The sequence below is a fragment of the Neorhizobium sp. P1_A6 genome, assembly GCF_056406795.1.
Genome location: NZ_JBFTZM010000001.1, coordinates 98600 through 118395, shown reverse-complemented (window position 1 = coordinate 118395; position 19796 = coordinate 98600). Strand labels below are relative to the sequence as shown.

Below are 19796 nucleotides of genomic sequence, written 5' to 3'. Positions count from 1 at the left end.
TCTAATTTTTGAAAGAGAGGCGTAATGTCACCCGTTCAGCAATCCGAGCTTATCGCCAAGCTTCAGGACAGGACCCACGATTGCCTTAAACAGTTCATCCGCCCTGATGAACCGATAGCGATACTGGACTTTCCCGATATCAGGAATTGCGGAGATTCCGCGATCTGGCTGGGAGAAATGGCCTATTTGCAGCAGCGCTACGCAAAGCGGCCTTCCTACGTCTGCACGACCGACGATTTTTCACCGGATGAACTCAAAAGCTCTGCCCCGAACGGTCCGATCTTCATCCATGGGGGCGGCAATTTCGGCGATATCTGGGTGTTTCACCAGGATTTCCGGGAGCGCGTGATGGAGCTGTTTCCCGACCGGCAGATCGTCCAATTTCCGCAATCGATTCACTATAAATCCCCGGAACGGCTGGAGCAAAGCAAGCGCGCGATCGGCAAGCACAAGAACTTCGTGCTGCTGGTACGCGACGAGGAATCGTTTCAGTTCGCCAAGGAAAATTTTGATTGCCAGGTCTATCTGTGCCCGGACATGGCCTTCTGCATCGGCAGCCTAGAGCCCGCTGCGCCGGAATTTCCCGTGCTTGCGATGCTCCGCCAGGACAAGGAGCAGGTCGGGACCGTTGACTTTTCCGCCTATCCGGACATCCCGAAAGAGGATTGGATTACCGAGAGCCGATCGAAGGTGCGCGTTGCAAAAGCGCTCGGGGCGGCCTCGGCACTGCTGCATCTCACCCCTTCCGAAATGCGGCTGCGCAAACTGGATGCCGCGGCCAACAACCGCTTCCAGCGTGGCATAAGCCAGATTTCCCGCGGCAAGGCCATCGTGACCGACCGCCTGCATGTGCATATCTGCTCGCTTCTCATCGGACGCAGCCATGCTGTGCTCGACAACAATTACGGAAAAATCCGCCGCTTCATGAACGCCTTTTCCGGAGGCACCGATCTCTCCTACAAGGCGACGTCGCTCGACGACGGCATCAGATGGGCAAGAGAACAGGCGGGTGTCGCGGCATGATCGCGCCTGAGATCAACGACCGGAGGCTGTCATGAGCGTTATCACCTTCATCATTCCCGTCAGGCACCAGGACAACGCACGTGACTGGAGCATCCTGAAGCGAAATCTGACGCAGACCGTGGCGTCCATCGCCAACCAGACCAGTCCCGACTGGCGGGGCGTGATTGTCGCCAACAGGGGCGCCGATCTTCCGGTCCTGCCGGACAAGTTCTCGGTGGCATGGGTGGACTTTCCGCCGAACGACATCCACGAGCGCGGCGATGCGACGGAAGAGGATTTTCTCGATTCATTCCGCGCCGACAAAGGCCGCCGCGTGCTTGCGGGCATGCTCACGGCCCGCGATTGTCGCTTCTTCATGATCGTCGACGACGACGATTTTGTCAGCGCCCGAATTACCGAATACGCCGCCCGGCACCAGAACGAGAACGGCTGGACGATTGACAAGGGCTATATCTGGGACGACGGCGGCAGCATTCTGTTGTGCCGCGACCAGTTCAACCACTATTGCGGAACGTCGCTGATCATCCGTTCGGACCTCTACGGACTGCCATCCAAGGCTGAAGACGTTTCACTCCCATGGATCAAGGACATGCTTGGCAGCCATGTTCGCATAGAATCAGTTTTGGCCGAACGCGGAACGCCCTTGAATGCCCTGCCATTCCGAGGTGCAGTTTATCGTGTCGCCCACAAGGGATCACACAGCAAGGCGCCCAGCCTGATCCATATGTATTTCCTGAACAGGAACGTTCTCAGGCAGCCTGTCCGGATTCTCAAAAATTTGGCGAAGCTCCGACCGCTGTCGGCGGGATACAGAAAAGAGTTTTTTGGGCTTTCCGCCGGAAAGACGGAGTAGAAATCGCGGCGTCCCGGTCGACAGGCACCGGTCTCGCTACCACTTCATGCTAAACCCGACTTTGGCGCCGATAGCGTTGCTGTCGCCGAAGTCCTTGAGGCTGGTGCGGGCGAAGGCTTCTGCGTGGACTGCATATCGATCGTCGGACCAGCTGAGCGAACCGCCCAGGCTGAGGCCGCCCCAGAGTGGTCGGTTTTCGCTGGCGACGCTGATCCCGGAGACATCGACGTTCGAGCCGTCGAGAAAGTCGTAATAGAGATTGGCGATGCCGTAGACCTTCGCGCGGCTGATCTGTCCGGTGGCGTCCTTCCAGTCGCGGTCATAATCCGCCGAGATGCCGAGGCGGCCGGTCAGGCTGTCGGCGTCGTCCAGTGAGACGGCGGCGCCATAGCGGTCGGTGAAACGGTCGAAGCGCACGGAGGAATAGGCCAGTTGCGCCTGCGGCGTCAGCGACCACTGGCGCGTCAGGGCGATCTTCTGTCCGGCTTCGACGCTGAGGCCATAACCGAAGCCGTCATTGCCGCTGGCAAGCGTGGCGTTAAGGGTCGAGGATTTGAGACTGCTGTCATACCAGGTCAAAGCAGCCTGAGTATCGACGTAGAAGCCGCTATTGCCGTACCAGGTCAATGTGCCGTCGAAACCATAGCCCGTTGTATCGATATTGCCTTTGCCGAAGCGCGAGGAGACGTCCGCCGAGGCTGTATCGACATGAAAGCTGACGCCGCCGATCAACGCGCCGGCGCCGCTTTCATGCAGCATTCCATCGATGCCCGCCTGCATCGTCCAGCTGTCCACGTCGTATTCGGTTCCGGTGGTCGAAGTTTTCGGATTGAAATGTGTATGCGTGCCGTCGATGCGGGTCCAGATCGCCTTGGCGGGATCATTCTCCGCTTGCCCCTCATCGAGTGCCCGCCCGCTGGTGCGCTGGCGCAGCGTGCCGAATTCGTTGAGGGTCTGCAGCACGCCGGCGTAGCTCTCGTAGAGCGGCACGCCCGGCGCATAGACCATCCCGATCGCGGCGCCTGCAGGGTTGAGCAGGGCCGAACGGAGATACCAGTCGCCGTCGGCAGGCGTGCTGACCCCGCCCTGGTAGAGCCGATAGGCATAGGCTCCGCCGACCACGGCCTGATCGCCCTCGAACACATAGTTGCCGAGCAGCGAAAAAGTGCCGGCGGACGCGCCCCCGACATCGACGATCTTGATGCCCTCGACGGTCTGCCCTCCGCCGCCGCCGAGATTGGTGACCGTGACGTTGGTCGTGCCTGCGGTATTGCCCGTCACCACGAGGAGGTCGGTCGGCGAGGCGTCGCCGCCGAGCACGGTTTCGATCGCGAGCGTGCCGCCGGCGCCGGTATAGTTGCCGGCGATCGTCAGCGTGCCGATCGAATTGCCGGGCGCCACCACGCCGGCATTGGTCACATCGCCGAAGATCGTGCCGGTGCCGCCGAGAATGCCGGCCCCCGAGGTCGCGACCGGGCTGGTGATCGAGCCGTTGACGGCCAGCCTGCCGCCGCTCACCGTCGTCGCGCCGGTATAGGTGTTGACGCCCGAAAGCGTCTGGCTGCCGCCGGTGACGGTCAATCCGCCCGTGCCGCCGATGACGCCTGCGAACGTGTCGTTGGCATTGGTGATCGTCAGGGTTTGCGCCCCGAGCAGCACGGAGCCGCTGCCGGCGAGGCTGCGGATGGTCGGGGTCGCGGCTGCCGAAACGTTAAAAGTGCCGTTTGCGACGACCCGGCTGGAATTGGCGACGGCGCCGACGCCGGTCAGGGCGAGGCTGCTGCCGAAGTCGATCTGGGTCTCGCCCGAATAAATGCTGTTTGCCTGCAGGTTGAAAATGCCGCCCCCGGTGACGGTCAGGCCGCCGATGCCGCTGAAGCCCGACGCCGCGTCGGTTCCCACGGCAAAGCCGGCGGTATCGATCGTCAGCCCGCCGGTGAGCAGGTTGAGCTCGGTGCCGGAAAATCCGTTGATGAAGGTCGCGTTGGCGGCCGTCGCGCGCAGAATGCCATCGTTGAAATTGGCCTGGCTCGCGCCGCCGCCGCCCCGCAAGGACTGCGTCTGCAGGATGCCTCCGCTGCTGATGTTGAGCGTGCCGGAAGAAGGCGAGGGGCCGCTGCCCAGCACTGTACCCAATGCCGTGGTGACTTGACCGCCGTCCGCGATATTCAGCGTGCCGGTGCCTAGAAAGCCGATGCTGAAAGTGCCGGCGGATAGGTTCCAAAGAGACCCCGGTCCGGTGACGTTGACGATCCCGGTGCTGCCGGCCGCTCTCCCTATCCGGGAGGTGACGGTGCTTGTCAGGCTGCTGCCGTTTTGGATCGTGAGGACGCCGGGCACTGTGCCGCTATCACCGATAATGATAGCCGCGACCGAGACACTGACCGGGCCACCAATGCCGAGGACGGTCTCCTTTTGCGGCGGTATGGCCGTCGTACCAATGGTAGGGTTTTGACCGGGGATGGGAGCGATTCCGGTTGACCAGTTACTCCCGTCTGTCCAATCCGCGCTTGTCGCTCCGGTCCAAACTGCGACCTGGGCCGAGGCCGGCGTTGCGAAGCAGAAGCCCAGAAGCAGCGCCGTCCCGCAGACGCCCGAAAGCAGCGCCGGTTTCCTGGTTTCGTGAAACCCACAGCCAGTCCGCATAACGTAACCCCCGTAAAATGCACTCAGAAATTGATTTCGGATAATTTGATCAAGATTCGTATCTGCTTGATAAGAAAAGACAAATGTTAAGAAAGTATGACTGACCCCTCAAAAAATGGGGGTCCGAAGGAAAAAGTGGCGACGAGGTGGCGCCCGGCGCCGCAAGGCGCCCAGCCTGATCCACATGTATTTCCTGAACAGCAACGTTCTGAAGCGGCCTGTCCGGATTCTCAAGAATCTGACGAAGCTCCGACCGCTGTCGGCGGGATACAGAAGCGAGTTTTTTGGGCTTTCCGCCGGAAAGACGGAGTAGCGGCCGGACCTGACGGCCGGCCGCTCCGGATTTCGTCGCAGTGATTAAACGGCGCCGTGGGTTTCCACGTAGATCGCGTAGACCGAGTGGCTGCTCGCCATATAGAGGCGGTTCTTCTTCGGGCCGCCGAAGACAAGGTTCGGGCACCGCTCCGGAAGCTTGATGAAGCCGATCGCCTTGCCGGCCGGGTTGAATATCTTGACGCCGTTCAGATCCTCGGGCCTGGCCCCTGCAGCGCCGTTCGATCCCCAGCCGCACCAGAGATTGCCATCGATATCGATCTTGAGGCCATCGAGAGCGCCGTTGTCGTCGGCCGTCACCAGCGCCGTCTTGTTCGACAGCTTCGCGCCGTCTGCACCGAGGTCGTAGCTCCAGATGATGCGGAATGGCGATGCGCGGCCTTCGACGATGTAGAGCTTCTTCTCATCCGGCGAAAATGCGAGCCCGTTCGGGCCTTTGAGCTCGTCGGTGACGAGGCCAAGCTTGCCGTCCGGCGATATGCGATAGACGGAATGCGGCAGCTCCGCCGTTGCCTTGTCTCCTTCCCACTCGCCGGCAATGCCGAAGGGCGGATCAGTGAACCAGATGGAGCCGTCCGACTTGCAGACAATGTCGTTCGGGGAGTTGAGCTTCTTGCCGTTGTAGTTGTCCGCGAGCACGGTGATCGAGCCGTCATATTCGGTGCGGGTGACCCGGCGGGTCAGATGTTCGCAGGAAAGCAACCGGCCCTGGCGGTCGCGGGCGTGGCCGTTGGCATAGTTGGCGTTGGCGTTGTAGACGCTCCAGCTCTCGTTAGCCTCGTCGTAGCGCATGACCCGATTGTTCGGAATGTCGCTGACAAGAAGATAGCGGCCGTCGCCGAACCAGACCGGGCCTTCCAGCCAGCGAGCGCCGGTTGCGACCTGTTCGAGCGAGCTGCTGGCGACGCGATATTTCGCAAAGCTCGGATCGAGGATTTGGATAGCCGGATCGGGGTAGATCGGGTTCGGCGTAAAGCCGATCGCTTGCGCGGATGCCATTTTCGGGAAGGTGGTTGCCAGGGCGGCCGCTGAAAGCGTCATGATGTTGCGGCGTGAAAAATTCACGTTGAAGTCCTTTGATTATGGATAGTTGATTTCATATCAATTTGCCGGGTTTGACGGGGAACCGAGACGATGGTCCGCCTCCAATTAAAGGCAGTCCATTGTGCGTCGCAACAAACAAGATTGCCTTCTGCAGCCTTTGGTTAAGCAGTGGTGAAAACCACCTGAAAGTCAGAATGTGCCTTTGATGCGCTGCGGCAAGAGTAAGATTTTATTATGAAAAAGCGCTTATGAAAAACGGAGGATCAAGTTCGATCACCCTGCGCATGATGTGCACCGTCCGGCACGGCTCCGGCATTTTTCACTTTTCGATGCACTGTCGCTCTTTCAGCGTTTTTTGAGGTATCTGATGCTCAAGAACTTAAAGATTAAAACAAAATTTCTGATGGCGATTGCCATCCTCGCGGTCATTTCCCTTGCAGGCCTGATGTATGTCACCAGCAAGTTCAGCGCCGCCAACGAGGCTTATTCCGGCTTCCTGCAGAAGGAAAGCAACGCTGCGACATTCGGACCCCGCGGCGCTGCCGGCATGTGGACCGCGACGACATGGCTGAGCCGCGCGCTGGCCCAGGACCCGGCAAGCGCGGCGTTCCAAGATCTGTCCGGCCGGTTTTCCAAGGAATTTGCTGGCGCCCGTGACCGGTTGAGCCAGATCCCGGCGCTGGTGCCGAGCCGCAAGGCTGCGATCGACGAACTGCTTGCCGGCGCCGACGCGCTGAAGGCAGTCGGCGACGATCTTCTCAAGGCCCATACCGCAGGCGACCAGGAAAAGGTCCGTACCCTTTCCGCCAAGCTCGACCAGGCCATCGTCGATCTCTCGCCGAAATTCGGCGCCAATAACGGCGCCATGGCCGAAATCCTCAACAATGGCGCCAAGACGTTGAGCCAATCGGTCTCCAGCACGATCACCTATGCGATCTGCGGCATGCTTTTAGGCATCGCGATCGCCGCCGTTCTGTCCATGACCATCGCCCACAAGGGCATCACCGCGCCGATGGCCCGCCTGCGTGAGCGCATGGCTTCGCTGGCCGCCAGCCAGACGGAAGCTGCCATCGACGGCCTCGACCGCAAGGACGAAATCGGCGAGATGGCCAAGGCCGTCGCCATCTTCCGCGACAACGCTCTGGAGCGTGCTCGCCTGGAACGTGAAGCTGAAGACAATCGCGGCCTGTCGGAGCGCGACCGCATGGAGCGCGAAGCCCAGAAGACGCGCGAAGCCGCCGAGATCAAGTTTGCCGTCGACAACCTGGCAGAGGGCCTGAGCCATCTGTCCGATGGCAACGTCTCCTATCGCATCGAAAGGCAGTTCACCGCGACGTTGGACGGTGTCCGCAACGATTTCAACGTCTCGGCCACAAAGCTGCAGACGGCCCTGGAGCAGGTGGCGGAGAATGCCCGCAGCATCCAGGCCGGTTCGGCAGAGATCAAGGCCGCCGCCGACGATCTGGCCAAGCGCACCGAGCAGCAGGCAGCTTCCGTCGAGGAAACCGCCGCAGCTCTCGAAGAGATCACCACTACCGTCAAGGACGCCACCAAGCGTGCTCAGGAGGCCGGCGCGCTGGTTGCCCGCACCCGCAGCGGCGCCGAAAACTCCGGCGAGGTCGTTCAGCGTGCCGTCAAGGCGATGGAACAGATCGAGAAGTCCTCAGGCGAGATTTCCAACATCATTGGCGTCATCGACGATATCGCCTTCCAGACCAATCTTCTGGCACTCAACGCCGGCGTCGAAGCGGCCCGTGCGGGCGATGCAGGCAAGGGTTTTGCAGTCGTCGCCCAGGAAGTGCGCGAACTCGCCCAGCGTTCCGCCAAGGCCGCCAAGGAGATCAAGGCGCTGATCACGACGTCGAATGAACAGGTCAATGCCGGGGTGCAGCTGGTGGGTCAGACCGGACAGGCGCTGGTAACGATCGTTGCGGAAGTGCAGGAAATCAACCGGCACGTCAACGCAATCGTGGAGTCGGCCCAGGAACAGTCTTCGGGCCTTCAGCAGATCAACACGGCCGTCAACCAGATGGACCAGGATACCCAGAAGAATGCCGCGATGGTCGAGGAATCGACCGCCGCAAGCCATGGTCTTGCCCGGGATGCTGCATCGCTCAACGAACTGCTGGCCCAGTTCAAGCTGCCCGGTCAGCGCCACGTTCCGCGCCCGGCTGATCGCCGCGACACGCCGGCTGCCTCGCCGGCCCGCAATCTGGCCCGCAGGGTTGCCACCGCCTTCTCCGGCGGCTCCTCGGCCGCTGCGGTCAGTAACGATTGGCAGGAGTTCTAGGCGCGCACTTGACCGGCGATCTGCGTCCGAGGCTATTTGTAGCCGCGCCTGAGCGCTTGCGGAGGCTGTCCCAGGCTTCTCAGGAACGCCCGCCGCATTCGGCCGGCGTCGCCGAAACCGGCGGCCTCGGCAATGTGTTCGAGCGGCAGGTGGCCGGTTTCGACCGCCACCCGCGCCGTTTCGAGGCGCAGGCGCTCGACAGCCTTGGCCGGCGTTGTGCCGGTTTCGGCTGCAAACGCCCTGGCAAAGTTGCGCGGGCTCATCGCCGCCTGGTCGGCGAGGCGCTCGACGGTCAGCTGGTCGGCCAGATGCTCGCGCATCCAGCCGATCAAGGCCGAGAACCTGCCCGTGTGCCCTCCAAGATCGACAAGCGCTGAAAACTGGGACTGGCCACCGGGCCGGCGTTGATGAACGACGAGCTGTTGGGCGGTTCTGCGCGCGATATCCGCGCCCAGATCATCTTCGATAAGGGCAAGCGCCAGGTCGATACCGGCAGATATTCCGGCTGACGTCCAGACATGACCGTCCTGGATATAGATACGCTCCGCATCGAGCTCTATCTTCGGGTAGCGGCGGGAAAAGTCGTGCGAACTGCCCCAATGCGTCGTGGCCCGACGTCCATCGAGGAGCCCGGCTTCGGCGAGCAGATAGGCCCCGGAACACACACTCGTCACGCGCCTTGCGCTCGTGCGTTTCAGCCATTCGAGAATTTCGCGCACTGCCTCCATGGAGCGGATGATCTCGCCGCCCGAGATCATCACCGTGTCGAAAGGCCCATCCCGGAGCGGGGCAGCCGACAGCTTGAGGCCCGACGAACTCTCGATCTCGCCGCCACCCGGCGCCATCAGGATCAGGTCGTAACTGCCCGGCCGGAATCGCTCCGCCATCTCGAAAGCCGACGTCGGCCCCGCCGTATCGAGAAGCTGGAAACCGGGATGCACGACAAGAGCAACTGTGCGAGCCATGGCAGTTTTTGCCCGATTAATGTCATTTCAGTCAGACGATAGCAGCGGTAACTTTCCCTGCAAACAGGGCAACCGATCGATCGGGCGAAACTATCATGACGTGGCGGTTTGTTCTTACAGGCGGGTTTGGGCTTGCTGCGGTCTTCCTGGTGGTCGCCGGGGGCTGGATAGTCTCTCTGCCGTCTGCGTCGCCGGCCGGGACCGTCAAGCCTATTCCCGGCGAGGAGACACGCGCCACAATCGAGGCTTTGAAACCGCCCAAACGCGTCCGCCCGGTGATCGCGATCGTCGGCATCAACGACGGGACGGAGATCACCGACTACCTGATGCCCTACGGTATCCTGCGCCGCGCCGATGTCGCGGATGTCGTGGCGCTGGCGACGCAGCCCGGGCCGATGGTTCTCTATCCGGCGTTGAAGGTCGAGCCGCAGGCGACGATCGCGGATTTCGATGCGCAGCATCCGGAAGGCGCCGATTACGTCATCGTCCCGGCGATGGTCCGCGAGGACGATCCGGCGGCATTGCGCTGGATCAGGAGCCAGGCGGAAAAAGGCGCGCTGATCGTCGGCGTCTGCGTCGGTGCCAAAGTGGTTGCTGCCACCGGCCTTCTCGACGGCCGGAAAGCGACGACCCACTGGTATTCGCTGGACGCCATGCTGAAGGAACATCCGAGCATCCGCCATGTCGCCGACCGCCGCTTCCTCGTTGACGGTCGCGTTGCGACGACGACGGGGATCAGTGCCTCCATGCCGATGTCGCTGACGCTGATTGAGGCGATCGCCGGGCAGGAGAAAGCCGAGGCTGTCGCGGCCGATCTGGGCGTCGCGAATTGGGATGCGCGACACGACAGCGGCGCCTTCACGTTCACGCGTCCTTTCGCATTGACGGCGATCGGCAATTCGCTCGCCTTCTGGCGCCGCGAAACGCTCGGCATCGAACTGTCGAAAGGCGTGGACGAGGTGTCGCTTGCGCTTGTCGCGGATGCCTGGTCGCGCACCTACCGCTCGCGCGTGATGACCTTCGCAGCCAGCGCGGATGCGGTGGAGAGCCGCAACGGCATCCGCATCATCCCCGACAAGGTGAGCGCGTCGACAACGCGCGTGCCGGCAGCGCCGCTGGGCAGCAAACCGGCGGAGGCGCTGGACGATACGCTGAAGGCCATCGCCGACCGCTATCGGGAAAACACGGCCGATTTCGTGGCCATGCAGCTCGAATACAGGAGACGAGTGACGCCGCAATAGATCGTCGCGGCTTACATCCTGCCGCTCGTCCCGCAAACGAGAAAGGACCAGTCATGAAAGCTCTCATCGCAGGCGCCGGCATCGGCGGATTGACGACCGCGCTTCAACTCCACGAAGCCGGGATCGAGGTCGAGATCTTCGAACGCGTCGGCGAGGTTCGTGAACTCGGGGTCGGCATCAACATGCTGTCGCATGCCGTGGCGGTGCTGGCCGATCTCGGACTGCAGGCCGGCCTCGACGCTGCAGGGATCCGTGTGCGGGAACTGATTTATACCAACCGTTTCGGTCAGGTCGTGTGGCAGGAATTGCGCGGCCTGGACGCCGGTCAAGAGGCGCCGCAGGTCAGCATCCATCGCGGCAAGCTGCTCGGCGTGATCCATAGGGCGGTGATCGCTCGTCTCGGACCCGACGTCATCAGAATGGGTTGCCGGGTGGAGGGCTTCGAGCAGACGGAAGATGGGGTCGCGGTTCATTTCAGCGGAACGGATGGATGGCGCGGCACGGCCCGCGGGGATCTGCTGATCGGCGCCGACGGCATCCATTCCGCGATCCGGGCGCAGCTCTATCCCGATGAGGGGCCGCCGATCTGGAGCGGGATCATGTTATGGCGCGGCGCCACACGCTGGCCGATCTGGCGCGATGGCCGGACGATGGTGATATCAGGCGGCAATTTCGCAAAATTCGTCTATTATCCGATCGGAGCCGATCCTGCGGAGCCTGAAATGCGGCTGACGAACTGGGCCGTGATGGCCAAGGTGGGCGAGCCTGGCACATCGCCACTACGCCGCGAGGACTGGAGCCGGTCCGGCCTGTCGGACGAGGTGTTGCCCTTCGTGCGCGACCGTTTTCACCTCGATTTCGTTGATCCTGCCTCCATCATCCAGGCCACCGAAAATTTCTACGAATACCCGAATTGCGATCGGGATCCCTTGCCCCGCTGGTCGTTCGAGCGGGTCACGCTGCTCGGCGATGCCGCCCATGCCATGTATCCGGTCGGTTCCAACGGAGCGAGCCAGGCAATCCTCGATGCACGCTGCCTGGCACGGCATCTCCAATCCGGGGACGGTATCGAGGCGGCCCTTTCCCGCTACGATGCCGAACGGCGGCCGGTCACGTCGCAAATCGTTCTCTCCAACCGCCTGGGCGGTCCCGAAGGGGTCATCGACATGATCGAGGCCCGTGCGCCCGACGGTTTCGACGACATCGATACCGTGGCCTCGTTCGAAGAACGTAAAGCAACGGTTCGTGGTTACGCTTCGCTCGCTCGTGGGCGGAGCCAGTGAGGATGGTTCCATGGTTGCCACCGCCGCAATGCTTTTTCTCGCCGAAACGTGTCTCTACGCGATTGCATCGCTGACCCACGCGGGCCTCCTCGTCGAGGGTCATGAGCACAGGCAAGCAATGATCGCCGAAGCCGTGATCGCAGCGATCCTGCTGCTCGGGTTGTTATCCGTCAGGCTCCGCCGGCCCTGGAGCCGCGTGGCGGCAATTTCCGCGCAGTCCCTGGCTCTGCTGGGCACGCTCGTCGGCGCATTCACCATCGCGGTCGGCGTCGGCCCACAGACGACGCTTGATTACGTCATACACGTAGTGATGATCCTGATCCTGGTCTGTGGTCTTGTCTGGTTGGTGAGGAGCCGAATTGTGTGGTGACCTACTTAATCCTGTTCTGCATCCGCTGAGCCGCATTGGGAAGGGACGATGTCGCGCGCGGTGCTGCGCCGGCGGCTTCCGCCTGCAGGAACGCGGCGATTTCGCCAAGCAGCATGAGTTCGGTCGGGGCGTAGGCAGGATTCCCGGAAAGATTGATGGTCTCCTGCGGGTCGGTCTGAAGGTCGAACAGCTCCCGCTCGCTCGATCCTCCACTCGTATAGAGTGTCAGCTTGAAGCGCTGGTCCCGGGCCATGGTTCCCCGCATCGGCGGGTCCCAGAAACTACCGCTGTCGTTGACACCGGAATTGCGGTAGGCGCAGATCGCGCTGCTGCGCCGCGTCGCGTTCCGCGATGCCATGGCCACCAGATCCTCGCTTTCCGGGCAGGATAACGTATCGAGGCCTGCTGCTGCGAGGCACGTGGCCGCCACGTCGCGACCTTGCGCAAGCGCGGTGCATCGGGTGCCGGCGTTGACGTGGCCCGGCCAACGCAGCAATAGCGGCACTCCGACGGTAGGCTCGTAGAGCGCAACTCCCTTGACGAAAAGCCCATGATCGCCAAGCTGGTCGCCATGGTCGGATAGGAATACGACCAGCGTGTCGTTGGTCATCCCCGCTTCGTCCAGTGCCGCCAGAACGCGGCCGACCTGTTTATCGAGAAAGGCTATGGAAGCGGCATAACCGAGACGGATCCTGCGGATCTCATCCGCAGAGAAGTCCGAGAAACGTCCGAGATAGGAACCCTGCTGCTCCTGGCGGACGCATCCGGGTTGTATCGCGCGTGAAACCACCGGCTCCGGAATCTTCGCTGCATCTATGCAATTTCTAAAGGTGAGGGGGTAATCCTCATAGGGGTCGTGAGGGTCGAACAGGCTCATCAGGCAAAAGAAGGGCTGCCTCTCTGCTTTCATCGACTGGATGAAGGCAATGGTCCGGTCGGCCGCCCACGTGCTCATGTGTTGCGCCTCGGGGTGATGAAGTTCCTTTCGGCCGTTGCGCTGGAGGGCAGCGAGGAAATCCGGCGCCGTCTCGCGAAGCCAGGCCGCATAGCCGTTGAAGGGGCTCCCGATCGAAACCGATGGCTCAAGACACCATTCGTAGATGTCGAAACCGTCATGCGGATGACGTTGCCGTTCTTCCTGAACACGGCTGCTGACATGCAGCTTGCCGAAAAGCGCGGTCCGATAGCCGGCCTCCCGCCGCAGCCGTTCGGTGAACAGAACTTCGTCCGGCGGCAGGTTGTCATGCACCCGCTGGACCGCATGACCCGGCACGGGCTTGCCGGTGAAGATGCTGGCCCGGGAAGGCGTGCAGATCGGGTTGTCGACCGTGCAGTGCTCGAATACCGCTCCGGCTTGGCCCAGCCGGTCGAGATGAGGTGTCGGAATCCAGTCGCAGCCATAAATGCCGAGCGTGTCCCGACGCTGCTGGTCCGTCATGATCATCAGGATGTTGGGTCGTCTCACGATGCCACCTCGACGTTCAGAGCATGATCTCGGGAAGGGTGATCCTGGCCTTCTCACGCAGTGCGGAAACGACCGATGGATCAATCCAGCGATACGGCCGGCGCAGCCGGGTGCCGATCTCCGCCCATCCCCCGATCGCAGCCAGGAGCTTGTCCAACGCGGCGTTGGAATATCCGTGCACCCTGGCAAAGGGCGCTATGTGGTCATCGAGGAAGGTGCGCAGCCGCTGTTCGATATCAAGCGCCCGGTCGATATCGTCGGCCATCGACGCGGTCCATCGCTGTGCTCCGGACGGGCTCAGGCAGGCAACGTTGGAGAATGCCCCGACTGCAACGCCCTGCTGGACACCTGTCGCAAGATGATGCCCCGGGACATAAATTCCCCACGCATCGAGATGCTTGCGGGCCTGATCGTACCAGGATGCATCTCCATCCCCAAGCTTGATGCCCACGACTTGCGGCACGCCCGCAAGGATTGCCGCCAGTTCTTCCGGGGCAAAGACGCGCTTGGCATGCGGCGGCTGGTAAAGCACCAGCGGAACCGGGCCGGCAGCGTCAGCGGCCATCTGCAGGAAATCGGTCGCCTCCGAGGCCGTCACCGGCCACCAGTCGGGAAGGATCACCTGGATTGCCTCCGGTTCGAGCGCCGCCGCCCGGCGCACCCGGTCCAGGGATATGCGGGGATCGGGCTGACACGCACCGATGACGAATGGCATCGCTGCAGGGCTGCAGCGGTCTGCCAACAATTGTTGAATCTGGTCGAACTCCGCTTCTGTCTGATTGTGGAATTCGCCGGCGGTGCCGTTCGAGTAGATGCCGTCCACCTTGGCGGCAACCAGCCGGTCGATCGCGTCGGCCAGACGCGGGAAATCGATTGAATCGTCTTCATTGATCGGCAGCAGGAGCGTTGCCCAATTTCCCCGGATGCGACCCCAGCGGTCATTCCGCCGTTCGAACTTTGTGATTGCCACACCCCACCTCCCGTTTACCGCAGCCGGATCCCGGACTTGTTCAGCTGCTTTCTGCATTTATCGACTTGCTAGATATCCTACAAGTCGATATACCTCAATCATGTTGATTGTCGAAATGTGCATGGAGCAGCATTGGCCAAGCCCATAAAACCTCTTGAGCGCCCGCCGCTTCTGCATGTCAGCGTGCAGGAAAGCCTGCGCAGCTATATCGAGGACAATGACCTGACGGCCGGCGCGGCTCTGCCGCCGGAGACGTTCCTGGCGCACCAATTGGGCGTGGGGCGCAATTCGGTTCGTGAAGCGATCAAGGCGCTGGAATCCGTTGGCATCCTCGAAACGCGGCGCGGCATTGGCGTTTTCGTCAAGGAATTCTCGTTCGCGCCGCTTCTGGACAATCTCGCCTATGGGCTGCAGGCGTCGCTGCGTGATGTGGAGGAATTGCTGGAGATTCGTCGCGTGCTGGAGACGGGCCTCATCGACAAGACCATCGAGATGATCAGCGACGATGACGTGGCCGAGCTTCGACGCCTTACCGATCGCATGCGGCAGCGCGCTGAGCGCGGCGAAAGTTTCGCCGAGGAGGACCAGCAATTTCATCAGCTTCTGTTCCGTTGCCAGAACAACAAGATGCTGAGCGCGCTGATCGATATCTTCTGGTCCGCCTTCTACAAAGCCTCGGGCTTCGCAAACCTGGCAAGTCCCACGCCCCTGGCGACCTGGCAGGATCACCACGAGATTGCAGAGGCCGTGGCGGCGAGAGATGTCGAAGCGGGCCGCAAACGCCTGAGCGTACACTATTCCGGCATCCGGAAAGTCATCGCGATCAACCGGCCCGAGGAGGTCGATCCGGTTTAGCGATAGTCGAAAATATAAAAGAGGAGGAGAGCATGCATCGACGGAATTTCGGTCGCCTTCTGGCGGCGGGAGCTTTGCTTTTTGCCACGACTGCCGCAATGGTGCCCGCGACGGCCCAGGCGCAGACGGGCAAGACCATTGTCGGCGGGTTCGACGTGGGTCCAGGCGGTTTCCAGGGCAATTTCAACCCGCTGACTGCGACAGCCGGCTTCACCTGGCTCAATACCTATTTCGAGCCGCTGGTCATCTACACATCCGATTTGTCGAAGCTTACCGGCGCGCTGGCTTCAGAGTTCACCCTCGGCCAGGACAACCTGACATATACGTTCAAGCTCGCCGAGACGAATTGGCATGACGGCACGCCTTTTACCTCGGCGGACGTCAAGTTCACCCTGGAGCTTGCCAAGAATGCCGAGAGCGGCAGCATTTTTGCCGCGCGGCTTGCCGATATCGCATCGGTCGAGACGCCGGATGCGCACACGGCAGTCGTCAAGCTCAGCAAGCCGAACTCGGCATTCCTCTCCGTTCTGTCGCAGTTGATGATGCTGCCGCAGCATGCATTGTCGTCGGTGAACGTCAAGGAGGTTGCCAAGAGCCCGTGGTGGTCCACCCAGCCGGTCGGAACCGGTCCATTCAAGTTCGTGAAGCATGTCAGCGACCAGTATGTCGAACTGGCTGCCTATGACGGCTATCGGGGCGGAAAGCCGAAAGCGGCTCGCCTGATCAACCGCTATTTCGCAAATCCGGCTGCGGCCGTCGCGGCCCTCAGGGCGGGAGAGATCCAGTTCACCTTCGCCGAACCCGACGACGCCAAGACCTTCAAGGGCAATGGCGGTTTCCGGGTCATCGAGGGCGATTCCTACGTGGTGAACTATATCGGCTTCAATCACCGCGCCGGAATCTGGGACGACCTTCGCGTCCGTCAGGCGGTCATGTACGCCATCGACCGAAACGCCATCGTCTCGAGCCTGTTCGGGGGTGCCGCCAAACTCGCCAACTGCGGCTATGTCGCGCCGCAGCTTCTTACGAAGGATCTGGCTGGCTATGCCTACGATCCGCAAAAGGCAAAAGCCCTGCTGGCGGAGGCGGGCTGGGAGAAGATCAACGGCAGCAAGCCGATCCCGTGGCTGACCTACTACAATACGCCGCAGGTCGCCAACGTCATGGCGGCGGTGCAGGCGATGCTGGCGCAGGTCGGCGTCAACGTGGTTCCGCGCGCGCTCGACGTTCCGAGCTACAACGGCATCGTGCGAAGCGAAAAATGGCAGGATTTTCCGCTGGTCTATGCGGGGCTGCAGAACGGCCCCAATCCGGGATCGCTCAATGTCGGGCTGAATGCCGCACAGACACCTCCGTCCGGCAACAACATCATGCGCGTCGAAATGCCTCCGCTGACCGATGCGTTGAATGCGGCGATGGCGGAAACCGACCCGGCCAAGGCCGACGGCAGATGGCAGAAGGTCTGCAAGGAAATGAACGCTGCGCTTCCCTGGGCACCGATGTGGGTGGCGAGCCGCTACGGGGTCGTGTCCAGCAAGCTCAAGGACTTCTTCTGGACGCCCGCTCCAGGCGGTGGCCCCTACGTCTCCCATCCGGAAAAATGGGATCTCGCTCCTTGATGTGCCCGTGAGCCGGGATGCGGTCTGGTGAACAAGCCCGACCGCATCCCCTGCGGACCCTGTTGGTGAAAACATGCTGCAATACATCCTTCGCCGTACGGCTGTCGGCCTGCTGATGCTGCTGGCCCTGACGGTTCTCATCTTCACGTTGCTGCGGCTGACGCCCGGCGATCCGATCGATGCCTACGTCAATCCGTCTGTGCCGATTTCCGCGTCCGATCTCGATATGCTTCGTACCCGGCTCGGTCTCGATCGGCCGCTGCCGGTGCAATATTTCGCCTGGCTGGGCGCGGCACTGACGGGGGATTTCGGCTATTCCATCCAGTATAATGGCGAAGGAGTGCTGCCGCTTGTCCTCAGCCGCATCGGCCCGACGATCCTGCTGATGTTCAGTGGGCTTGTCATCGCCGTCGTTGTCGGCATCTCAACCGGCATCTTTGCAGCCGTCCGCCGCAACAAACTGGCCGATCTTTCACTTTCGACGGCGGCGTTCGTGGGAATTTCAAGTCCGGCTTTCCTGACCGCCCTGCTAGGCCTCTACGTATTTGCGGTCAATCTGCGCTGGGTGCCGGCCGGCGGCATGCTGACGCCGGGCGCGCCTTTCTCCGTCGGCGACCTGCTGGCCCACCTCATCCTGCCCGCCACCCTGCTTTCGATCGGCCATGGCGCATTGATCATGCGATACATGCGCTCGTCGCTGCTCGAAGTGCTGTCGCAGGACTATGTGCGCACGGCGCGCGCCAAGGGTGTCCGGGAATTCTGGGTCATCGTCAAACATGCCGTCCGCAACGCCCTGCTGCCGGTGATCACGCTGATCGGCTCCACCATCGGCATCGCGATCGGGGGCGCGATCTTCATCGAGAGCGTGTTCGACTGGCCGGGCATGGGTCTGCTGATGGTCAATGCAGTCGTCCGGCGCGATTACCCGGTCATCATGTGCGCTACGCTGCTGACTGGCGCCTGCGTCATCCTGGTCAACCTGCTGACCGACATCGCCTATGCCGCTGTCGATCCGCGCATCAAGGTGGCATGAGATGGCGAGCTTGACACATGCCGGTTCCGCCGGTCCCATCCGACGCGCACTTTCCCGCTTTTTCGAGAACGGCGCGGCCGTGGTCGGCTTGGCCATCCTGATCCCGATCCTTGTCCTGACCCTCACTTACGATCTCTGGTGGCTCCACAAGCCCAACGACATCGACCTTTTGGCGATGAACCAGGGGCCGTCGTCGGCCCATTGGCTCGGCAGCGACGGGGTGGGGCGGGATATCATGGCGCGGCTGCTGCAGGGCGGGCGAATTTCGCTGCTGGTGGCGACGGTATCGATGGCGATCTCCACGTTCCTCGGTTTCTTCATCGGAGCCATCGCCGGCTTTGCCGGACGTTTCGTTGATGGTGCCACGATGCGGTTTGTCGATCTCGCCATGACCTTGCCGCCGGTCATTTTCCTTCTGGTCCTCGCCTCGATCGTCGGCAGCGGCATAGTGCCGACGATCTTCGTGATTTCGCTGCTCTCGTGGCCGGTTCTTTCCCGCATGGTCCGGGCCCGGCTGCTGGAACTGCGTGAGCGCGACTTCGTGGTGGCATCCCGGGGCATGGGCGCAGGGCTCTGGCACCTGCTGATCCGGCATGGTCTGCCCAATACGATCGATATTCTCGTGGTCTACGCTACCCTGCAGGTGGCAAATGGGATCCTGCTGGAGGCCGGTCTCTCATTCCTGGGTCTTGGGGTCACGCCCCCGGAAGCGAGCTGGGGCAATATGCTGAACGCTGCCCGCGCCACGCATGTGCTCGAAAATTATCCCTGGCAATGGATGTTTCCGGGCGGCGCGCTCGTCGTGACCGTTCTTGCCATCAACTTCGTGGGCGATGGGCTTCGCGATGCCTTCGATCCGCGCTCCGAACTCAAGTGAAAGGTTGCACATGCCCCTCTTTACCGGCGTCATTCCGCCCGTCGTCACTCCGCTCAACACGACTTTCGAGGTGGATTATCCTTCCTTCGCGCGCGTCATAGACCACCTGCTCGATGGCGGTGTGCACGGCCTGTTCGTTCTCGGCTCGACCAGCGAAGTCGTGTTCCATGACGAAGCCACGCGCCGCAGCATCATCGAACATGCGGTCGAGCAGGTGCGCGGCCGTGTGCCGATCCTGGTCGGCGTGATCGATCCCACAACCGAGCGCGTGATCGCCCATGCAAAGGTGGCGCAGTCGGCGGGTGCCGACGCGGTTGTCGTCACGGCGCCATTCTATGCCCGGACAAACCAGGCCGAAACCATCGATCACTTCCGCTATATCCGGGAGGCGGTCGACATACCGGTCATCGCCTATGACATCCCTGTCTGCGTCCACACCAAGCTCGAACGCCGGACCACCGTGACGCTTGCCCGCGAAGGCACGATCGTGGGCGTCAAGGATTCGAGCGGCGACGACGGCAATCTTCGTTATGTCATGGCAGACACGGCCGATCTGCCGGATTTCTTCGTCATGACAGGATCCGAGATCGTCGCCGACAGCGTCGTGAACATGGGCGCGCACGGCATCGTGCCGGGCCTCGGGAATGTCGATCCGCACGGTTATGTCCGCTTGTGGGACCTCTGCCAGGCGGGTGATTTTGCCGGTGCACGGCAGGAGCAGGAACGCCTGTGCCGGCTTTTCGAGATGGTCTGGGTCAGCTTGGGCCGGACCAGTGCGGGCTCGGCCGGAGTGGGAGCCTTCAAGACCGCCATGCGCAGGCTTGGGGTTATCGACACCAATGTCATGGCTCGTCCGCAGCGATCCCTGAACGACGAAGAGGCGGCCGTCATCGACGGCATCCTGCGGCAAACCGGGCTTCTGGATTGAC

At 61.9% G+C, this 19796-nt stretch carries 16 protein-coding genes; 11 read left to right on the top strand and 5 right to left on the bottom strand.

Going from position 1 to position 19796, the window contains the following annotated elements; all coding sequences use genetic code 11:
* Positions 1 to 24 precede the first annotated feature (24 nt).
* Both AC1D3C_RS00485 and AC1D3C_RS00480 read left to right on the top strand, forming a co-directional pair.
* Positions 25 to 1023 carry a polysaccharide pyruvyl transferase family protein gene (locus AC1D3C_RS00485; protein ID WP_477481530.1) on the top strand — a complete coding sequence of 333 codons (999 nt, stop codon included), beginning with the start codon at positions 25 to 27 and terminating at the stop codon, positions 1021 to 1023.
* A gap of 31 nt (positions 1024 to 1054) precedes the next feature.
* Positions 1055 to 1876, top strand: coding sequence for a galactosyl transferase (locus tag AC1D3C_RS00480; RefSeq protein WP_477481529.1), 822 nt, complete (start codon positions 1055 to 1057; stop codon positions 1874 to 1876).
* A 36-nt stretch (positions 1877 to 1912) separates the two neighbouring features.
* Here AC1D3C_RS00480 and AC1D3C_RS00475 read toward each other — a convergent pair whose 3' ends face one another.
* Positions 1913 to 4522, bottom strand: a complete 2610-nt coding sequence (locus AC1D3C_RS00475; protein WP_477481528.1) for an autotransporter family protein — start codon at positions 4520 to 4522, stop codon at positions 1913 to 1915.
* A gap of 357 nt (positions 4523 to 4879) precedes the next feature.
* The gene (locus tag AC1D3C_RS00470) at positions 4880 to 5920 is read right to left on the bottom strand and encodes an SMP-30/gluconolactonase/LRE family protein (RefSeq protein WP_477481527.1); all 1041 of its coding nucleotides are present in this window, start codon (positions 5918 to 5920) and stop codon (positions 4880 to 4882) included.
* Between the two features lie 346 nt (positions 5921 to 6266).
* Here AC1D3C_RS00470 and AC1D3C_RS00465 point away from each other — a divergent pair, with 346 nt between their 5' ends.
* Entirely contained in the window at positions 6267 to 8189 is a 1923-nt protein-coding gene (locus AC1D3C_RS00465; RefSeq protein ID WP_477481526.1) for a methyl-accepting chemotaxis protein, read from the top strand.
* Positions 8190 to 8221: 32 nt separating this feature from the next.
* Here the strand turns inward: AC1D3C_RS00465 and AC1D3C_RS00460 are convergent, their stop codons facing one another.
* A complete protein-coding gene (locus tag AC1D3C_RS00460; RefSeq protein ID WP_477481525.1) occupies positions 8222 to 9154 on the bottom strand; it encodes a GlxA family transcriptional regulator in 933 nt (310 codons plus the stop codon).
* Positions 9155 to 9249: 95 nt separating this feature from the next.
* Between AC1D3C_RS00460 and AC1D3C_RS00455 the strand changes: the two genes are divergently transcribed.
* Genes AC1D3C_RS00455 through AC1D3C_RS00445 form a run of 3 tightly spaced genes read left to right on the top strand, consistent with a single transcriptional unit; the run spans position 9250 to position 12048 of the window.
* Positions 9250 to 10395, top strand: coding sequence for a DJ-1/PfpI family protein (locus AC1D3C_RS00455; RefSeq protein ID WP_477481524.1), 1146 nt, complete (start codon positions 9250 to 9252; stop codon positions 10393 to 10395).
* A gap of 53 nt (positions 10396 to 10448) precedes the next feature.
* Positions 10449 to 11678, top strand: coding sequence for a flavin-dependent oxidoreductase (locus AC1D3C_RS00450; protein WP_247035783.1), 1230 nt, complete (start codon positions 10449 to 10451; stop codon positions 11676 to 11678).
* 10 nt (positions 11679 to 11688) lie between these two features.
* On the top strand, positions 11689 to 12048 hold the full coding sequence (locus tag AC1D3C_RS00445; RefSeq protein WP_477481523.1) for a hypothetical protein: 360 nt from the start codon (positions 11689 to 11691) through the stop codon (positions 12046 to 12048).
* 1 nt (position 12049) lies between these two features.
* On the opposite strand, the gene AC1D3C_RS00440 is transcribed toward AC1D3C_RS00445, so the two are convergent.
* The gene (locus AC1D3C_RS00440) at positions 12050 to 13513 is read right to left on the bottom strand and encodes a sulfatase family protein (protein ID WP_477481522.1); all 1464 of its coding nucleotides are present in this window, start codon (positions 13511 to 13513) and stop codon (positions 12050 to 12052) included.
* A gap of 16 nt (positions 13514 to 13529) precedes the next feature.
* Positions 13530 to 14483 carry a dihydrodipicolinate synthase family protein gene (locus AC1D3C_RS00435; protein WP_477481521.1) on the bottom strand — a complete coding sequence of 318 codons (954 nt, stop codon included), beginning with the start codon at positions 14481 to 14483 and terminating at the stop codon, positions 13530 to 13532.
* Positions 14484 to 14615: 132 nt separating this feature from the next.
* Between AC1D3C_RS00435 and AC1D3C_RS00430 the strand changes: the two genes are divergently transcribed.
* The 5 genes from AC1D3C_RS00430 to AC1D3C_RS00410 all read left to right on the top strand — a co-directional run bounded on the left by AC1D3C_RS00430 (position 14616) and on the right by AC1D3C_RS00410 (position 19795).
* A complete protein-coding gene (locus tag AC1D3C_RS00430) occupies positions 14616 to 15338 on the top strand; it encodes a FadR/GntR family transcriptional regulator (RefSeq protein ID WP_477481520.1) in 723 nt (240 codons plus the stop codon).
* Positions 15339 to 15370: 32 nt separating this feature from the next.
* Positions 15371 to 16957: an ABC transporter substrate-binding protein gene (locus tag AC1D3C_RS00425; protein ID WP_477481519.1), complete on the top strand. Its 1587-nt coding sequence runs from the start codon at positions 15371 to 15373 to the stop codon at positions 16955 to 16957.
* A 73-nt stretch (positions 16958 to 17030) separates the two neighbouring features.
* Complete coding sequence (locus tag AC1D3C_RS00420) at positions 17031 to 17990, top strand: ABC transporter permease (RefSeq protein WP_477481518.1); 960 nt, start codon at positions 17031 to 17033, stop codon at positions 17988 to 17990.
* Positions 17956 to 18867, top strand: coding sequence for an ABC transporter permease (locus AC1D3C_RS00415; RefSeq protein WP_477481517.1), 912 nt, complete (start codon positions 17956 to 17958; stop codon positions 18865 to 18867). The genes AC1D3C_RS00420 and AC1D3C_RS00415 overlap by 35 nt, the downstream gene beginning before the upstream one ends.
* A 10-nt stretch (positions 18868 to 18877) precedes the next feature.
* Complete coding sequence (locus AC1D3C_RS00410; protein WP_477481516.1) at positions 18878 to 19795, top strand: dihydrodipicolinate synthase family protein; 918 nt, start codon at positions 18878 to 18880, stop codon at positions 19793 to 19795.
* Position 19796 lies beyond the last annotated feature (1 nt).